At 38.0% G+C, this 16,340-nt stretch carries 17 protein-coding genes; 5 read left to right on the top strand and 12 right to left on the bottom strand.

What is annotated here, in order from left to right; all coding sequences use genetic code 11:
* Positions 1-2 precede the first annotated feature (2 nt).
* Both ACZZZK_RS01375 and ACZZZK_RS01380 read right to left on the bottom strand, forming a co-directional pair.
* Positions 3-986, bottom strand: coding sequence for an FAD binding domain-containing protein (locus ACZZZK_RS01375; RefSeq protein WP_463482497.1), 984 nt, complete (start codon positions 984-986; stop codon positions 3-5).
* Positions 983-1,606 carry a (2Fe-2S)-binding protein gene (locus ACZZZK_RS01380; protein ID WP_463482498.1) on the bottom strand — a complete coding sequence of 208 codons (624 nt, stop codon included), beginning with the start codon at positions 1,604-1,606 and terminating at the stop codon, positions 983-985. The genes ACZZZK_RS01375 and ACZZZK_RS01380 overlap by 4 nt, the downstream gene beginning before the upstream one ends.
* 256 nt (positions 1,607-1,862) lie before the next feature.
* Here ACZZZK_RS01380 and ACZZZK_RS01385 point away from each other — a divergent pair, with 256 nt between their 5' ends.
* Positions 1,863-2,513: a YceH family protein gene (locus ACZZZK_RS01385; protein WP_463482499.1), complete on the top strand. Its 651-nt coding sequence runs from the start codon at positions 1,863-1,865 to the stop codon at positions 2,511-2,513.
* A gap of 2 nt (positions 2,514-2,515) precedes the next feature.
* Here the strand turns inward: ACZZZK_RS01385 and fabF are convergent, their stop codons facing one another.
* The 4 genes from fabF to ACZZZK_RS01405 are packed head-to-tail and all read right to left on the bottom strand — an operon-like array spanning position 2,516 to position 5,421.
* Entirely contained in the window at positions 2,516-3,766 is a 1,251-nt protein-coding gene (gene fabF, locus ACZZZK_RS01390; RefSeq protein WP_463482500.1) for a beta-ketoacyl-ACP synthase II, read from the bottom strand.
* 4 nt (positions 3,767-3,770) lie between these two features.
* On the bottom strand, positions 3,771-3,995 hold the full coding sequence (locus ACZZZK_RS01395; RefSeq protein ID WP_463482501.1) for a DUF2798 domain-containing protein: 225 nt from the start codon (positions 3,993-3,995) through the stop codon (positions 3,771-3,773).
* A gap of 19 nt (positions 3,996-4,014) precedes the next feature.
* A complete protein-coding gene (locus ACZZZK_RS01400) occupies positions 4,015-4,782 on the bottom strand; it encodes an SDR family oxidoreductase (RefSeq protein ID WP_463482502.1) in 768 nt (255 codons plus the stop codon).
* Positions 4,783-4,833: 51 nt separating this feature from the next.
* Positions 4,834-5,421 carry a TetR/AcrR family transcriptional regulator gene (locus tag ACZZZK_RS01405; protein ID WP_463482503.1) on the bottom strand — a complete coding sequence of 196 codons (588 nt, stop codon included), beginning with the start codon at positions 5,419-5,421 and terminating at the stop codon, positions 4,834-4,836.
* 209 nt (positions 5,422-5,630) lie between these two features.
* On the opposite strand from ACZZZK_RS01405, the gene ACZZZK_RS01410 reads away from it, so the two are divergent.
* The 3 genes from ACZZZK_RS01410 (at position 5,631) to ACZZZK_RS01420 (ending at position 8,400) form a co-directional block, all read left to right on the top strand.
* The gene (locus ACZZZK_RS01410; RefSeq protein ID WP_463482504.1) at positions 5,631-6,542 is read left to right on the top strand and encodes a helix-turn-helix domain-containing protein; all 912 of its coding nucleotides are present in this window, start codon (positions 5,631-5,633) and stop codon (positions 6,540-6,542) included.
* An 82-nt stretch (positions 6,543-6,624) separates the two neighbouring features.
* Positions 6,625-7,461, top strand: coding sequence for an SDR family NAD(P)-dependent oxidoreductase (locus ACZZZK_RS01415; protein WP_463482505.1), 837 nt, complete (start codon positions 6,625-6,627; stop codon positions 7,459-7,461).
* A 93-nt stretch (positions 7,462-7,554) separates the two neighbouring features.
* Complete coding sequence (locus tag ACZZZK_RS01420; protein ID WP_463482506.1) at positions 7,555-8,400, top strand: SDR family NAD(P)-dependent oxidoreductase; 846 nt, start codon at positions 7,555-7,557, stop codon at positions 8,398-8,400.
* A gap of 200 nt (positions 8,401-8,600) precedes the next feature.
* Here the strand turns inward: ACZZZK_RS01420 and ACZZZK_RS01425 are convergent, their stop codons facing one another.
* The 3 genes from ACZZZK_RS01425 to mutS form a co-directional block, all read right to left on the bottom strand.
* Positions 8,601-9,068, bottom strand: a complete 468-nt coding sequence (locus ACZZZK_RS01425; protein WP_463482507.1) for a TlpA disulfide reductase family protein — start codon at positions 9,066-9,068, stop codon at positions 8,601-8,603.
* Positions 9,069-9,208: 140 nt separating this feature from the next.
* A complete protein-coding gene (locus ACZZZK_RS01430) occupies positions 9,209-9,706 on the bottom strand; it encodes a C40 family peptidase (RefSeq protein WP_463482508.1) in 498 nt (165 codons plus the stop codon).
* An 85-nt stretch (positions 9,707-9,791) separates the two neighbouring features.
* A complete protein-coding gene (gene mutS, locus ACZZZK_RS01435; protein ID WP_463482509.1) occupies positions 9,792-12,371 on the bottom strand; it encodes a DNA mismatch repair protein MutS in 2,580 nt (859 codons plus the stop codon).
* Between the two features lie 455 nt (positions 12,372-12,826).
* On the opposite strand from mutS, the gene ACZZZK_RS01440 reads away from it, so the two are divergent.
* Positions 12,827-13,141 (top strand): HPF/RaiA family ribosome-associated protein, encoded by a 315-nt coding sequence (locus tag ACZZZK_RS01440; protein ID WP_056849068.1) that lies wholly within the window; start codon positions 12,827-12,829, stop codon positions 13,139-13,141.
* Between the two features lie 134 nt (positions 13,142-13,275).
* Here ACZZZK_RS01440 and ACZZZK_RS01445 read toward each other — a convergent pair whose 3' ends face one another.
* The 3 genes from ACZZZK_RS01445 to mqnE form a co-directional block, all read right to left on the bottom strand.
* Positions 13,276-14,016: a menaquinone biosynthetic enzyme MqnA/MqnD family protein gene (locus tag ACZZZK_RS01445; RefSeq protein ID WP_463482510.1), complete on the bottom strand. Its 741-nt coding sequence runs from the start codon at positions 14,014-14,016 to the stop codon at positions 13,276-13,278.
* A gap of 114 nt (positions 14,017-14,130) precedes the next feature.
* Complete coding sequence (locus ACZZZK_RS01450) at positions 14,131-14,754, bottom strand: histidine phosphatase family protein (RefSeq protein WP_463482511.1); 624 nt, start codon at positions 14,752-14,754, stop codon at positions 14,131-14,133.
* Between the two features lie 93 nt (positions 14,755-14,847).
* Positions 14,848-16,041 carry an aminofutalosine synthase MqnE gene (gene mqnE / locus ACZZZK_RS01455; protein ID WP_463482512.1) on the bottom strand — a complete coding sequence of 398 codons (1,194 nt, stop codon included), beginning with the start codon at positions 16,039-16,041 and terminating at the stop codon, positions 14,848-14,850.
* Positions 16,042-16,340: the final 299 nt, after the last annotated feature.

The raw sequence follows: 16,340 nt of genomic DNA on the forward strand, positions 1-16,340 counted from the left end.
GATTATGCCTTAGATTTTGCAACAGTTAACGCTTCAATAATTGTGTTGGGAGCCATCTGAAGTTTGAAATCATTCTCTCCAAAGCCTTTCGCATCCGTCATTGCCAATTTAGCGGCTTGCTCAAAGTTTTCAAGGCTTGGCTCTTTGCCTTTTAAGAAATTTTCCGACGCTGTTAATCTCCATGGTTTGTGTGCAACGCCGCCCATTGCAAGGCGAACATCGCTGATTTTATTGTTAGAGATTTCTAAGGCGGCCGCTACAGATACCAAGGCAAAAGCGTAAGATGCCCGATCTCTAACCTTTAAGTAGTTAGAATTTTTGGCTAAATTATTTACCGGAATTTCCAGGCGGACGATCATCTCATCTGATTTTAAGTTATTGTCTAACTGCGGAGTATCTCCCGCAAGGCGATGAAAATCTTTAAATAAAACCTTGCGTTCACCTTTGGTACTTGCCAGCACAGCAACTGCATCTAAAGCGACTAAAGCGACACACATATCACTTGGATGAACAGCAATGCATTTATCTGATGTTCCGAAAATGGCGTGCATTCTGTTGAAGCCACCAATAGCGCCACAACCAGATCCAGGCTGGCGCTTGTTGCAAGGCATTTCAGTATCATAAAAATAGCCGCAACGTGTTCTTTGCATCATGTTGCCACCAACTGTAGCCACATTTCTCAATTGTGCCGATGCACCGGCATTTAAAGCCATCGCCAGCAAAGGCAATTTTTCTTTAACCAAAGCATTTTCTGCAACAGCAGTATTCGAAGCCAATGCGCCAATGATAATTTTATCACCAACAAGTTCAATTTGCTTTAAAGGAACATGGTTAATGTCGATCAATTTTTCAGGAGCTGTTACGCCTCTTTTCATTAAATCGATCAGGTTTGTACCCCCAGCAAGAAATTTGGAGTTCTTGTCTTTTGTCAATAACGACAAGGCTGATTTTGTTGAGGTCGTTCTTAAGTATTGGAAATTAATCATGCTTTCATTCCTCCCTTCGAAACTTCAACTATTGCGTCAACTATATTAGGGTAAGCACCACAACGACAGATGTTTCCGCTCATATATTCACTAATTTCCGCCCTCGAATTTATATGCCCTTCGTTTACACAGGCCACTGCCGACATGATTTGTCCAGGTGTACAATAACCACACTGAAAACCATCATGTTTGATAAATGCAGCCTGCATCGGATGTAATTCTTCTCCATTTGCAAGTCCCTCTATAGTCGTTATCTTCTTCCCTTCGTTCATCACTGCCAAGCTTAAGCAAGAATTTACGCGTTCGCCATTTACATGAACGGTACATGCACCGCATTGGCCATGGTCACAACCTTTTTTAGTTCCTGTTAAATGAAGCTCTTCACGCAGGTAATCTAACAGCGTAACACGTGGCTCGATAGAAGCTTTATATGCTTTATTATTTACCGTTATATTGAGTGGTATTTTTTCGAAAAGTTCAGCGAAACGTTCATCAGCCTGGTTTTCGGCTGCTTTAACAGCAACAGATGGTGTTAAAGCGATTGCAGTAATGAGTGAACTTTTCTTTAAAAAGTCTCTCCTGCTATCGCCCTGATTTGATTCCTTATCAGATGATTGCATAAAGTATGTTTTGAGATGTCTCCTAAGTTCGCTAATCTTAAGCTGAAATTAGCTCGATTTAGAAATTTAGAATAATTCTAATAAGCGATAAGATTGAGGCTTTAAGAGATGGAGATTTTCGATATTAGAGGTCTCCAAAAGTTAAAAGATTCCCACCCGCGTAGGAATGACGGCGGTATCGGGCATTAGCTGAAAGAAATAACCGATACCAACAAAATAATTTCGATAATGTCAACTCAATTTCTATTTTTAGCAAATGGAAGAAATTAAATTGCTACCCGATTTATCTGCAGAAGAACAACGCGTTTTAGGTTCATTAATAGAAAAAAGCCGAACCACGCCAGATTATTACCCGATGACGCTAAACAGTTTAACAGCAGCTTGTAATCAAAAAAGCTCAAGAAATCCAGTGGTTAATTATAGTGAGGAAACCGTAACACTAACATTAAATTCACTAAAAATAAAAGGTTTAATTTCAACAGCAACAGGTGGTTCGAGCCGTGTAATTAAATATAAACATAACTTAGCCATTGCCTATCCGTTAATCCCTTCAGAGCTTTCTATTCTTTGTCTACTGCTTTTGAGAGGACCACTAACACCAGGCGAAATCAATAGTAATTCTGGAAGACTCTTCGAATTTGATAGTATAGAAGAAATTTCAGAACAATTACAAAAGCTTGCGGAGGGAGATCCTGCGTTCGTAAAACTGTTGCCCAAAAGACCAGGACAGAAAGAGGCAAGATATGTACACCTATTAGGTGAACAGGCAGATAATCAAGACGAAGAACCGCAAGGAGCGCAAACTACAATTTTCCAACCCAATGAAGCGCTGGAAAATCGTATTGCGAAATTGGAACAGGAACTCGAAGAGTTAAAAGAACTTGTTAACCTGCTAATGGACAAGTAACTTTATCTCTCAAATTTCTTAAAAATGGTACTGGCTACATGTCCGCCGAAGCCGAATGTATTGTTTAAAACGTAGTTGATTTCCTTTTTAATTGGCTGCCCTAAAACAATATTTAATCCTTCCGGGATTTTTTCATCAAGCTTTTCAGTGTTGATTGTTGGTGGAATGATACCATCTCTTATGGATAAAATACTAATCAGGCTTTCTACAGCGCCGGCGGCACCAAGCAAATGGCCTGTCATGGATTTTGATGCCCCAATTACCACAGGCAAGCCATCGAAAACATTTTTGATTGCATTTAATTCGCTCAAATCGCCTAAGCCTGTCGAGGTAGCGTGAGCGTTGATATAATCGATTTTGTCTGCAGAAATATTAGCATCGCTTAAAGCTTTTTGCATCCCTAAAGTTGCTCCGATTCCATCTGGTGGAGTTCCTGTTAAGTGGTAAGCATCAGCAGCCATTCCGCCTCCAACAATTTCTGCATAAATATGAGCGCCACGGCTTAAAGCATGTTCTAATTCTTCTAAAATTAAAGCACCTGCGCCCTCGCCCATCACAAAACCATCACGGGTTTCATCAAATGGTCTTGAAGCTGTGTCAGGACTGTCATTTCTCTTAGATAAAGCTTGCGCAGCGTTGAAACCGCCAACAGAAGCTTCGGTAATTGCAGCTTCAGAACCTCCGGCGACCATGACACTTGCCTTGCCCAAACGAATCGTATCGAAAGCATTTATAATAGCCGTATTGGAAGAAGCACAAGCCGAAACCGTACAATAATTGGGTCCGCGGAGTTTGTGGCGGATGCTAATGGCACCGGCGGCAATATCTACAATCATTTTCGGAATAAAAAACGGACTGAATCTTGGCGTTCCATCACCTTGGTGAAATTCGGCCAATTGCTGTTCAAAGGTTGTTATTCCTCCATTGCCAGTAGCCCAAATTACGCCAATTTCAGCCAATTGGGCATCATTCATGGCAGTAAAATCCAAACCTGCGTCTTTTATTGCCTGGTCGCTGGATGCGATAGCATATTGGGTAAAGGTATCGTACTTTCTAGCTTCTTTTTTGTCCAGAAACTCCTCCGCATTGAAATCTTTTACCTCAGCAGCAAAATGTGTCTTAAACTTACTGGTATCGAATTTGGTAATCGGTCCGACACCACTTTTACCATCCAGAATATTTTTCCAGAAGTCTTCTACAGTGTTTCCAAGTGGCGTTATAGCGCCTAATCCAGTTACAACTACTCGTTTCATTTTATTAATTTTTATTTTCTCCTGCGTACAGGTAATCTACGAAAGCCTGAACTTTAGGAGCAATGATTAGTATAGCCGGAATGGCCACTACATAAGAAATTGCCCACGATTTGAGCCAGACTTTAATAAATTTCTCGCTAAAACCCAGATTTACGCTTATCGCAGCAAAGGTTACAATTCCTGTTGTAAAAATTGCCATAATAAAGGCGAAAGTTAATTTCTTTTTCATTCCTGCTGTTTTCGATTAATTAGTTTATCGATTCTACCCAAGCTTTTCTGTTCGCATTCATCACATTTAAAGCATCTACAGGAGATTGACGGAACAATTCATAAATTTTAGCGGTATCACCGACCCTGATTTCGAACTCATCTTTTGATAAAGCAGCAATAAATTCATCAGCAACAACTGATGGCTTAATACCATTGTGCCCTCCAATTTCTTTTGAAAATTCGGTATCAACCAAAGGCGGCATCAATTCGAAAACTTTAACTGAACTATCTTCGAGACTTAACCTTAACGAAGTTGTATAAGAGTGTAAAGCTGCTTTACTAGCTGCATAAGTCGGCAACGTGATACCAGGAACATAAGCTACAACCGAAGAAACATTTACAATTGCCGATTCTGACTGCGCTTTTAAAATCGGTAAAAGTTTTTGATTAATTCTGATAATTGATAAATAATTAGTTAACATTTCATCTTCAGCATTTGCAAAAGCATCCTGATTGTTATCAGCTAAATTGTAAACAATTGCTCTCCCGGCATTATTGATCACCATATTTAGATGGGGAAAATTCTTTCCTATCTGTTCAACTAATTGATCAACTTCTTCTGCCTTGCTTACATCAAATTGGATGGACGTAACATTGCTTACTCCAGATAATGCGGAATCCAGGCGCTCTTTGTTTCTACCCGTTACAATCACATGATTGTTTAATGCTGTTAGCTGTTTTACGATTTTTAATCCGATACCAGCTGTTCCGCCGATAATTAATACTGTGTTTTGTGAAGTTTTCATATTTGCTATTTTTATTTATATACCAATCGGTATATTTTTGTTTAAAATTTTTTAGCCTAAGCTTTTAATATATTTTTTTAAAGAATTCATGATTAATTTCCAATCGTCCATGTTGTTGGTGAGGCGAGAAACCATCACTCCGCCCTCTATCATTGCAATAATTGTCAGCGCAATTTGTTCGGGATTATTATCACCATTAAGTTCTTTCTTTAAAATCCCCTCCTCTACCAGACTTATAATTCTATTCTTCCAGGACAAGACGGCTTTTAAAACTTTATCCCGAAGAGCGGGATGGGTATCATCGGCGTCGATAGCCGTATTCAAAATTGGGCAACCACCCAGAGAAATCCCATTAATTAAAAGGCTTTGGTAAATATTTATGTAAGCAAGCAATTTTCCTTCAGTGGTATTTTGCCGGCTTATTTCTGCCTCGATTTTTGAAACATTCGTACTAAAATTATAATCGAAAGCAGCAAGCGCAACTTCATCTTTATTGGCGAAATTGCCATAGATACTACCCTTTGTTAGCCCTGTTGCAGCAATGATATCATTTAATGAGGTACCAGCATATCCTTTCATATTAAAAATAGGTGCTGTTTTCTCTATAATGAAATTTCTTGTTTTTTCTGCCTTAGTCATGTTGATTTGAATTGACGAAGCAAATATATACCGATTGGTATATTAAATGCAAATTTATTTATCATGGTAATCTCCTATTTAACACTTCGTCATTTCAGTTGAAGTGTAGCGTACAGAAAAATATTTGGACAATACACTTTTCACAAATATTTCTCCGCTACGGTAAAATGACGACTTCTTTCCTGGTTTGAATTTTGTAACTTTGTTTCATGAGTAAGTCAGAATCTATAGAAGATTTTTATAAAAATAAATTTGATTTCTTGCCAGATAGTCTTCAAAAAGATATTGGCCATTTTAACGTGTTTAGAATGGAAGACTGTGTCGGCGATGATAAAGCACCTGTTAAATACAGCAGAAGAGACTTTTATAAAATCGCTTTGAACAGAGGTCACAATATCTATCATTATGCTGATAAAAGCGTTGAAATTAATGGAACGGCGCTGATGTTTTTCAATCCTTTGGTACCCTACAAATGGGAATTGGCAAGTGGCAACTTGAATGAGGTGAAAGGTTATTTCTGCATATTTACCGAAGCATTTTTCAATGAGAAAATTCGAGGAAATATTGGAGATTTGCCCATGTTTGCCGTTGGAGGTAAGCCAGCCTATATTCTGGATCAAAAACAAGATGAACTCATCTCCTCGCTTTTCGAAAAGATGCTGGAAGAAATTAATAGCGATTATATGTATAAATATGATCTGCTCAGAAATTACACTACTGAAATAACGCACTTCGCACTAAAAACAGAGCCATCTGAAGTGTTATATAAACACCCAGATGCAAACTCGCGAATTACCTCGGTATTTACAGAACTTTTAGAAAGACAGTTTCCCATTGAAAACCCTGGACAAAGATTTACCATGCGTTCGGCAAAAGATTTTGCAGCTCAGCTTTCTGTACATGTAAACCATTTAAACAGGGCAATAAAAGAAACAACAGGAAAAACGACTACCCATTATATTACCGAAAGGTTATTGAGTGAGGCTATGGCTCTACTGAAACATACCGACTGGAACATCTCTGAAATTGGTTATTGTTTAGGTTTTGAAGAACCAACACACTTTAATAACTTTTTCAAGAAACTCACCAACCATACGCCAAGTTCATACCGGATTGTTTGATTTTCGTAATCATCAGTTTGATTAACGTAATAGCGAATTTTAGTTCCTGCCGTAATTTTGTCTTAACAAAAAGGATAAAATTATGGGACTTAAAAAAGTTTGGTTTGTAACTGGTGCTTCTAAGGGATTAGGGCTAAGTTTAGTAAACCAGTTATTAAAAGCAGGTCAATCTGTTGCAGCAACATCCAGAAATGTAAACGATTTGATTTCTGCAGTCAATACAAATTCAGAAAAATTCCTTCCTCTAGCCGTAAACCTTGCTGACGAATTAAGCGTAGAAAAGGCAATTAATGCTACTGTTGCTCAATTTGGCAGAATCAATGTGATAATAAACAACGCAGGTTATGGTATTGGCGGCAGCATTGAAGAGCTTACGGATAGAGAAACCAGAGATGCTTTCGATGTAAATGTATTTGGAACTTTAAATGTGATTAGGAAAGCAAGTCTGCATTTAAGAACACAACGCTCCGGCCATATCATCAACATTGCATCAATCGCTGGTATCGTTGGCGCCACGGGTTGGGCTGTTTATTCAGCTGCAAAAGCAGCAGTAATAGCCTTATCTGAAGTGCTAGCGGAAGACCTCAAAGAATTTGGCGTTAAAGTCACGGTTGTAGCACCTGGAGCATTTCGAACAAGTTTTCTTAAAGAAGAATCTTTAATGCTGGCAAAAAATCCAATTGATGCCTACCAGGAAGTAAGGGCGATACACGAACGATACTTAAAAATGGATGGCACACAAGCTGGCGATCCAGAAAAAGCTGCTGCAGCAATGATTTCTCTGGCAAGTATGCCAAACCCTCCTATTCATTTGCTTTTAGGGAAAGATGCCTTGCAAAGGGCAATCGCAAAAACTGATGCACTGACAAAAGAATATCAAGATTGGAAAGCAATTACTATTTCAACTGATTTCGATTAATCAGCTATTATCACCAAATAAAAAATTTAAAATAAAACATGCTTAAATGCTCTTATATGTCTTATATGGCATAAATATTTAAAAACAAAAATCATGGAAAATAAAAAAGTATGGTTCGTAACAGGCGCTTCAAAAGGCCTCGGACTAACATTGGTAAAGAAATTATTAAGTCGTGGATATCATGTTGCGGCAACTTCGAGAAGCGTAAACGGCTTATCGAACGCCGTTGGAGAATTCGAAAATTTCCTACCAATCTCCGTTGACTTGATGAACGAATCAAGTGTTGAATCGGCAATAAGCCAAACCATTAGCAAGTTTGGGAGCCTGGATGTGGTAGTAAACAATGCTGGTTATGGAATGGTTGGTGCTTTGGAAGAATTGAGTGATCAGGAATCTCGTGAAAACTTTGATGTAAATGTTTTCGGTTCTTTAAATGTAATTAGAAAAGCCTTACCTCAAATGAGGAGACAACAATCTGGTCATATTTTCAACATATCATCAATTGGTGGTTTTTCTGGAAATTTTCCAGGCTTCGGAATTTACTGCGCCACTAAATTTGCGGTAGCGGGTTTCACAGAATCTTTGGCCGCGGAAGTAAAATCGCTTGGCATTAAGGCTACAGTTGTTGAACCTGGCTATTTCAGAACGGAGTTTTTAAGTTCCGGATCCTTTGCTATTCCTAAAAATCCGATTGATGCTTATAAAGAAGTGCGTGAATCTCAAATCGCCCATCAGGAACAGATCAACAATAATCAACCTGGTGATCCTGCCAAGGCAGCAGACGTAATGATTGCAGCAGCAGAAAGCGAAAATTCACCCTTGCATTTATTTTTAGGTCCTGATGCTTATCAAGTTGCAAATACAAAGATAGCTGATGTACAGAAAGATATGGAAAACTGGAAAGTTTTGGCAACATCAACCAATTTTGATGAAGTTTAGATTTTTTGTCATTCTGAATGCAGTGAAGAATCTATAACCGATTTGCACTGTTCAAACTTACCCCATCTGTTTTGAGTTCGATGGCTATTTGCGTTAGTTTTCCATAGCTCTGAGATTCTTCATTGCATTCAGAATGACAACGTTATTAAGGGATAAGCAATTATCCCTAATTTCATTTTGATAAAAATAACGTTGTATTTCTATTTTAGGTTTAATAAAGTTTTTTTAAGTTCCTGCTCAGTAAATTCTTTCTCGTAAAATCGCCTTACCTTCTTCTTCACAAATAATGTTGCCGGTATTGCTCCCGACCAATTTTTGTCAATTCTCCCGATGTATTGTTGCTGGTCTGGCTCATTTAAAAGGAAAACCTCCGCTTTAATATTGTTGGTCTCTATAAAAGGAATAACGCTTTTCTGTAATTTTGATTTAAAATCTAAACTCACCAATAGCACTTTCACGGGCTTTTTGAGGTTGGCTAACCGTAGCTTCTCAAAATTAGGCAACTCAGCCACACATGGTGAACACCATGTTGCCCAGAAATTAATTACATAAGTGGTATCTTTCCCTTGAGCGATGCGTTTATCCAAATCATCAAGAGTGACCAGTTTCACTTGCGCATTAACATTGTAAGTAATTAAAGATAAGCAGACTATAAAAAATATTCGCATAATTTTATAACGAAGATTGAAAAGTTTTAGTTTGAAAATTATCTTTTACAGTCAGCTAAAGCAGACTGCAATGAAATGGATGCAACATAAACCTGTACGGTGTCATTGCCGTTGGTTTCAACCAACGGATATTAGGATTGTTAATTAACCGAACCAGATTTCACTAAAACCCTTTGATAAGCTGGCAAATTCAAATCATCAACAATTACGCCTCTATTCGTACTGGCATGTACAAAAAAGCCATTATTCAGGTAAACGCCAACATGGTCAACATCATTTCCTCCGAAGGAAAAGAAGACTAAATCGCCCTCTTGTAAACGATCGATGCTTTTTTTATTTACGGCTTTGGCCTGATCGCGGGAAATTCGGGGTAAGGTTACGCCATAAATTTCTTTCTCCAATAAAAAAGCAAAGCCCGAACAGTCAATTCCATTTTTATCTAATCCACCGAAACGATATTTTACACCTGTCCAATCGGTAATGAATTTATAGAGCTGCTTGCTTTTTAAGTTCGACGTTGCATCAGCTGCCTTTGCCGCTTTTGTATCGCTTTTAACAGTATATTTTCTAGAACCACAGGCGGTTAAAACAAGTGAGAGTATTAAGATTAACCAAAATGAGTTTTTTGTCTTTATCATGCTTTACTATTCTTTAACCACAGATTTACACAGATAGTTTTTTATATAAATCTGTGGTTATCCTTATTAGCTGTGGTTAATTTTCCTAATTTTTTATTAACCGTTGTATTTCATCGAGCTTCAACAAGGCCTCAACTGGTGTCAATGCATTCACGTCTAAATTGTTCAGTGTGTCGCGAATCTTAACTAAAACAGGATCATCGATAGCGAACATTTGCAATTGGTAAGCTTGATTCTGAACCTTTTTGATGCTGTCTTTAATGCTTTGTCCCTCTGTCCTATCGATTTCGAGTTTCTTTAAAATCTCATTCGCCCTACCAATTAGCTTAGGTGGCATTCCGGCCATTTTGGCCACATGGATACCGAAACTATGCTCGCTTCCACCCGGAACCAATTTTCTTAGGAAAATTACTTTATTCGTCATCTCCTTAACCGAAACATTGAAATTTTTAATACGAGGCATTGTGTTCGCCAATTCGTTTAACTCGTGGTAGTGCGTAGCAAAAAGAGTTTTCGGGCGGGAAGTTGGATGTTGATGCAAAAACTCTGCAATGGCCCAGGCAATCGAAATTCCATCGTAAGTACTGGTTCCGCGACCGATTTCATCCAACAAAATCAAACTATTATCCGAAATGTTATTTAAGATGCTGGCCGTTTCGTTCATCTCCACCATGAAAGTACTCTCGCCAGAAGAAATATTATCAGATGCGCCGACACGGGTAAAAATTTTATCGACCAATCCTACATCAGCAGCCTTGGCAGGCACAAAACTTCCCATCTGCGCCATTAAAACAATCAAAGCAGTCTGTCTCAAAATGGCTGATTTACCCGCCATATTTGGTCCGGTAATCATAATAATTTGTTGCGAATCAGTATCTAAATAGACATCGTTGGTGATGTATTCCTGACCAACCGGCAACTGTTTTTCAATCACCGGGTGTCTGCCACCCTTAATATCAAGAACCTTTTCTTTATTTACAGTGGGCTTAGTGTAATGGTTTTTCTCTGCTAATTGTGCAAAACACAACAAGCAATCCAATTGCGCAATCAAAAACGAATTGAGTTGAATCGGTTTAATATAACTTGCCGTTTCATACATCAATTCATTGTATAAACGAATTTCAATGGCTTGAATTTTCTCTTCAGCACCTAAAATTTGTTCTTCGTATTCCTTAAGTTCTGGCGTAATGTATCGCTCGGCGTTAACTAAGGTTTGTTTTCTAATCCAACCTTCTGGAACTTTATCTTTATGGGTATGCGTAACCTCTAAATAATAACCAAAAACGTTATTAAAAGAAATTTTTAGTGAGGGAATTCCTGTTGCTTCAGCTTCACGCTTCTGTATTTGCACCAAATAATCTTTACCGCCAAAAGCGATTTTGCGCAAGCGATCTAAGTCTTCATCAATACCATCATTAATTACATTTCCCTTAATCAATAATGCTGGCGGTTCTGGCTGAAGTTCTCTTTCAATCCGCTCGCGAATTGCCAAACAAGGATTTAGTTGGTCGGCGATTTTGATTAGGAACGGGTTTTTCGACTTGGCGGCGAGGTTCTTAACTGCCTCAATATGAATCAAAGCCCGCTTCAACGCGACCAATTCACGTGGTCCAACACGTTGTAAGCCGACCTTTGAGATCAACCTTTCTATATCACCGATTTGTTTGATATGAGTTAGAAATTCCTGTTGAATTTCTTCGTTTTTAACGAAAAAGTCAACCATACCCAAGCGCTCTTCAATTGGCTTTAGCTCCTTCAAAGGCATGATAATCCATTTCTGCAGCAATCTGGCGCCCATTGGCGTACAGGTGTGATCCAATATATCGAACAAAGTAACGGCATTGTCGTTTGCGGAGTTTACCAATTCCAGATTCCGGATCGTAAACCTATCCAACCACATGTATCGATCTTCTTCAATTCTACTAATTGAAGTGATGTGCTTTAAATTTCGATGTTCCGTTTCGCCCAGATAGTGTAAAACAACCCCTGCCGCAATAATTCCGCTTTGTAATCGCTCAATACCGAAACCTTTCAGCGAGGCGACATCAAAATGCTTCAATAAAGTTTCTTCAGCATAATCTGAGGTGTATGGCCATTCATCCAATCCAAACGTATAAAACCGATCGCCAAACTGCTCTATAAAAGTTTGGCGTTTAGATTTTTGAAAGATTACTTCTGTAGGTTTAAAGCCTTGTAAAAGCTTATCAATATAATCGCTATTGCCTTGGGCAATCATAAATTCACCCGTCGAGATATCTAAAAATGATATTCCGATTTGTGTTTTATCGAAATAAACAGAAGCCAAATAATTGTTTGATTTCTGGTTAACGATATTATCGCCGTAAGCAACACCAGGAGTAACCAATTCAGTAACACCACGTTTTACGATTGTTTTAGTCGCCTTCGGATCCTCCAACTGATCGCAAATAGCAACCCTTTGCCCAGCCCTAACCAGTTTTGATAGGTAATTATCTAAGGAATGGTGAGGGAAACCCGCTAATTCGAGTGCCCCACCGTTAGGTCCTGTACCTCTTCTGGTCAGTACGATTCCTAAAATCTGAGCAGTTTTTATGGCATCTTCGCCAAAGGTTTCGTAAAAATCTCCAACCCTAAAAAGTAAAAGTGCACCTGGATACTTCGCCTTAATAGCGTTGTATTGTTGCATTAACGGGGTTTCTTTATTCGTGTCTTTAGCCAAAACTGATATTAATTTGCAAAAGCTATAAAGATAACATCATTCATCGTTCTACGGCGGTTTTGTTGAAAAGTTGAAAGATTGTTAAAGAAGTTTTAAAAGTAACTATATACGATAATCCTGTTGCGGATCGGCGTATAACGTTTTACAATTACTAGCTTAAATGATCATCTTTTATTTGAAAATGAATAGTTCTGTACCTCTCGGAAGCTGCAGCCCTGCTATCCACTTTACTTCGTTGCACTCCGTGTTCGTTTCTATCAGGTTTAAAAACAAAGTTTGTTCAGCAAAAGCCTTAGAAAATCTATGTTCGTCCTAAATAAGTTCGGAGCGTATCTACAGAAAGGGGCATTTATTTATCGTATTTTAAAAACGTTTCTTCATCTGAACTGTTAAGCTGTTATATTTAACTTAAACTTTTCATTATGACGATTCAACTGAATACCGACAAAAATTTAACCATTCACCAGGAATACGAAGATAAAATTAAAGGCGCCATCAACGATGCATTAGGAAGGTTTGATGATCTAATTACCCGCTTAGAGGTACATCTATCTGACGAAAACGGCAGTAAAGAAGGCCTGGATGACAAACGTTGTTTAATCGAGGCAAAAATTGCCGGCAAAGAACCTATCGCGGTTACTAATCTTGGAAACAACTACGATTTGGCACTTAATGGGGCACTTTCAAAGTTAAAAAGTAAACTCGAAACCATTGCTGGAAAGATGAAAGCACATTAAAATTGAAAAGGCAATTCCAAAAATAGGGATTGCCTTTTTACATTGGTTTTTCTACTCTGAACATTTCTAAAACCTTCAGATAAACTATGAATTTTTGGAACTGGCTAAAGAATTAGCGATATAAAAAATTTGGTTTATACTCTTTCCTTCTCCAACTCCTCAATATAACCTAAGAACATTTTTAAGGCTTTAGTCCTGCCTTCTGTAACTTCAAACTGAAGTTTATGATACAAGTAATCCTCCAAATCGAAATTATTGACAAGTGGTAAGGTTTTTAAAACTTCATTTCTATTTGCCAAACCAAGTTGCAAAGCAGCATTAAATTCTGCTTTAAATTCTGCAGAAATTTCTTTGTTTGCTACCCATGCAGCATACATAAAGGGTAAACCCGTAAAGTTTTTCCACTCCTCACCCATATCATAGGCAAAAGCATAATCGTCTTTTTTCCCAAAGGTTCTATCACCTATCAAAACAACGGCATCAGTCTTTGCAGCGGGGTCTGTCGTAAATGCTACTTTTTGTTTCCAGTAAAACTTCAACAGCACTTTAGCCAGATTATTTGAAGTTCTGGAATGAGAATCTAGTCTTAAAGTTTTGATTTCTTTAACAGGAACATCACTAAAAATAAATACTGAATTAACTGCACCATCGCTGCCAATACAATAATCTGCAACAATGTTCGCATTTGGAACCAAGGGAATTGCAGCAACAGGCATTAAACCCATATCTACCTCACCACTAATTACTTTAGCAGCGCAATCTGAAGGAATATCTAAACTTAATTCTATCTTATCAATGATATCAGAATGTTCTAATCCGTATATAAAAGCTTTGGTGTTGGTATAAGCAACAGCTGATATTTTAATCTTATTCAATGGTATTTTACTGTTTTAAATGTTTCCGCCATTGCGAGGCACCTAGCAATCTTAAAGCGTTTGCTAAAACTATAAGAGTAAGATTGCTTCGTACCTTGCAAGAACGATTAATTACTACTCAATCACTAAACCATCCAAATGAATGGCACTATTAAATTCAAGAACGGTAAACTTTCCATCTTCAAATCCCATTTTATACAAAACCGTATTTTGATGTGGAAATTCTGTCATTTCGCTTAGTGGTTTATCAAGAAGAAGGCAAAGGAAAACACGCATTGCCCTACCATGCATGCAAAGTAAAACGGTTTCTTCTTCAGGCCTTGTGGAAAGCAATTCCATTGGCTGTTTCAAGCGTTCGTAAACATCTTGAACACTTTCACCACCTTCAAAATGGGCTGCGTAATTACCGTCCTCCCAAGCTTGCAACATTTCTCGAAAAGCATCTCTGGAGTCTTCCGTATTCGGCTTACCTTCCCAAACTCCCCAAGCTAGTTCATCCAAACCAGAAAGTTTTTCCCACGGTAATCCTGAATCAATAAACTTTTGAACGGTTTGCCAGGTACGTTTTAATTCAGAAGTATAAATTTTATCGAAAGGAACATCCTTATATTTTTGGTAAAAAGCCTCCGCCTGGGCTCTTCCCATATCGTTTAAGTCTGAATTTATACCTCTGCCTTGTACTATTCCCTGTCTGTTAAGTTCTGTTTCGCCGTGGCGGATAATATAAATTTGCTTCATTTTTTAAAATTATTGAATGATTGATTTTTGAATGAGTGAATGTTATAAGTATATCACAATAATTCACTCATTTTTCATTCACTCATTCTATCATTAATTTACGACTGGCAACTTATAATAAGCTGGTTTCTTTTCTTCCTCAAAAACAACATTTTCGAAGTCGGTAACTACGTTATATAAGGTATCACGTTCTATCGCTTTTCGCCCAACCTGTTTAATCAGTTCAACCAATTCGCGGGTACTCATTGCAGGGGTTTGCTCTTCAGCACCAGCCATGGAGTAAATTTTTGTCGTATCATCGAGAGTTCCATCAATATCGTCAACACCATAATTTAGTGAAAGCTGAGCAGTTTCGCGACTAATCATTGCCCAATAAGCTTTAATATGATCAAAGTTATCCATGTAAATACGGGCGATGGCATAATTCCTCAAATCTTCGATTACTGAAGATTCCGCCACATTACTCATTTGATTGTGTTGGTTTCTGAATTTTAAAGGAATAAAGGTTTGAAATCCGCCAGTTCTATCCTGCAAATCACGAAGTTTTTCCATGTGATCAACACGGTGTTTAAACTCCTCTATATGGCCGTAAAGCATCGTTGCGTTACTTCTCATCCCTAACTTATGCCATTCTTCGTGTATCGCAAGCCATTGTTCGCCAGTACACTTATCTTTAGCAATTTGCTCACGTATTTCAGGATGAAAAATCTCAGCACCACCCCCTGGCATAGATTGTAAACCAGCATCTTTCATCAACTTCATACCTGTAGCATAATCAATTTTAGCTTTCTTGAAAATGTAATGGTATTCAACGGGTGTTAATGCTTTAACGTGTAAATCAGGACGATGCGCCCTGATTGCAGTAAATAATGCAGAATAGAAAGCCACATCATATTGAGGCAAAACACCGCCGACAATATGTACTTCGGTAACAGCCTCATCATCGTATTTTTTAACAATATCGAGCATTTGTTCCATCGTCAAGGCCCAGCCTTCTTCTTTTTGCTTTATTAAACGGGAATAAGAACAAAACTTACAATCATAAACACAAAGATTTGTAGGCTCTAAATGGAAATTGCGATTGAAATAAGTCTTATCACCATGTTTTTCCTCACGGATGAAGTTTGCCAAAACTCCCAGATAACCTAATTCTGCATGCTCATAAAGATAAACGCCTTCCTCAAAAGTAATCCGTTCTTTATGGAGAACTTTATGTGCTATGTTCTGTAGTTCAGTTGATAATGAAGTATCAGCTAATATTTTTTCAACTTGCTCAGTTGTATTCATTCCTGATTTTATTTTGCACAAAAGTACAATATTGGGGCGATTTGAAAATCATTTTGTTGTAACAAACGATTAGGTTACTACAGATTTACAGATTTTAAATTTCTAAAAAATGAATTAGCCACAGATGGACACGGATAAACACAGATTCTTACTTTTACAGTTGCCACGGAAACACAGAGACCACAGAAACTTGTACATCAAATTCCGTGACACTCCGTGTTTCCGTGGCAAAAAATCTTGACTGAAGTAAATAATAACCCAAATCTTTGCCTATCCTTTTTTACCTGTGGTTAAAAACA

Source organism: Pedobacter sp. AC163, assembly GCF_979258665.1.

Coding starts and splice junctions, on each gene's coding strand:
- ACZZZK_RS01375 (WP_463482497.1), bottom strand. CDS start 986: ATGATTAATTTCCAATACTTAAGAACGACCTCAACAAAATCAGCCTTG.
- ACZZZK_RS01380 (WP_463482498.1), bottom strand. CDS start 1,606: ATGCAATCATCTGATAAGGAATCAAATCAGGGCGATAGCAGGAGAGAC.
- ACZZZK_RS01385 (WP_463482499.1), top strand. CDS start 1,863: ATGGAAGAAATTAAATTGCTACCCGATTTATCTGCAGAAGAACAACGC.
- fabF (WP_463482500.1), bottom strand. CDS start 3,766: ATGAAACGAGTAGTTGTAACTGGATTAGGCGCTATAACGCCACTTGGA.
- ACZZZK_RS01395 (WP_463482501.1), bottom strand. CDS start 3,995: ATGAAAAAGAAATTAACTTTCGCCTTTATTATGGCAATTTTTACAACA.
- ACZZZK_RS01400 (WP_463482502.1), bottom strand. CDS start 4,782: ATGAAAACTTCACAAAACACAGTATTAATTATCGGCGGAACAGCTGGT.
- ACZZZK_RS01405 (WP_463482503.1), bottom strand. CDS start 5,421: ATGACTAAGGCAGAAAAAACAAGAAATTTCATTATAGAGAAAACAGCA.
- ACZZZK_RS01410 (WP_463482504.1), top strand. CDS start 5,631: ATGAGTAAGTCAGAATCTATAGAAGATTTTTATAAAAATAAATTTGAT.
- ACZZZK_RS01415 (WP_463482505.1), top strand. CDS start 6,625: ATGGGACTTAAAAAAGTTTGGTTTGTAACTGGTGCTTCTAAGGGATTA.
- ACZZZK_RS01420 (WP_463482506.1), top strand. CDS start 7,555: ATGGAAAATAAAAAAGTATGGTTCGTAACAGGCGCTTCAAAAGGCCTC.
- ACZZZK_RS01425 (WP_463482507.1), bottom strand. CDS start 9,068: ATGCGAATATTTTTTATAGTCTGCTTATCTTTAATTACTTACAATGTT.
- ACZZZK_RS01430 (WP_463482508.1), bottom strand. CDS start 9,706: ATGATAAAGACAAAAAACTCATTTTGGTTAATCTTAATACTCTCACTT.
- mutS (WP_463482509.1), bottom strand. CDS start 12,371: ATGCAACAATACAACGCTATTAAGGCGAAGTATCCAGGTGCACTTTTA.
- ACZZZK_RS01440 (WP_056849068.1), top strand. CDS start 12,827: ATGACGATTCAACTGAATACCGACAAAAATTTAACCATTCACCAGGAA.
- ACZZZK_RS01450 (WP_463482511.1), bottom strand. CDS start 14,754: ATGAAGCAAATTTATATTATCCGCCACGGCGAAACAGAACTTAACAGA.
- mqnE (WP_463482512.1), bottom strand. CDS start 16,041: ATGAATACAACTGAGCAAGTTGAAAAAATATTAGCTGATACTTCATTA.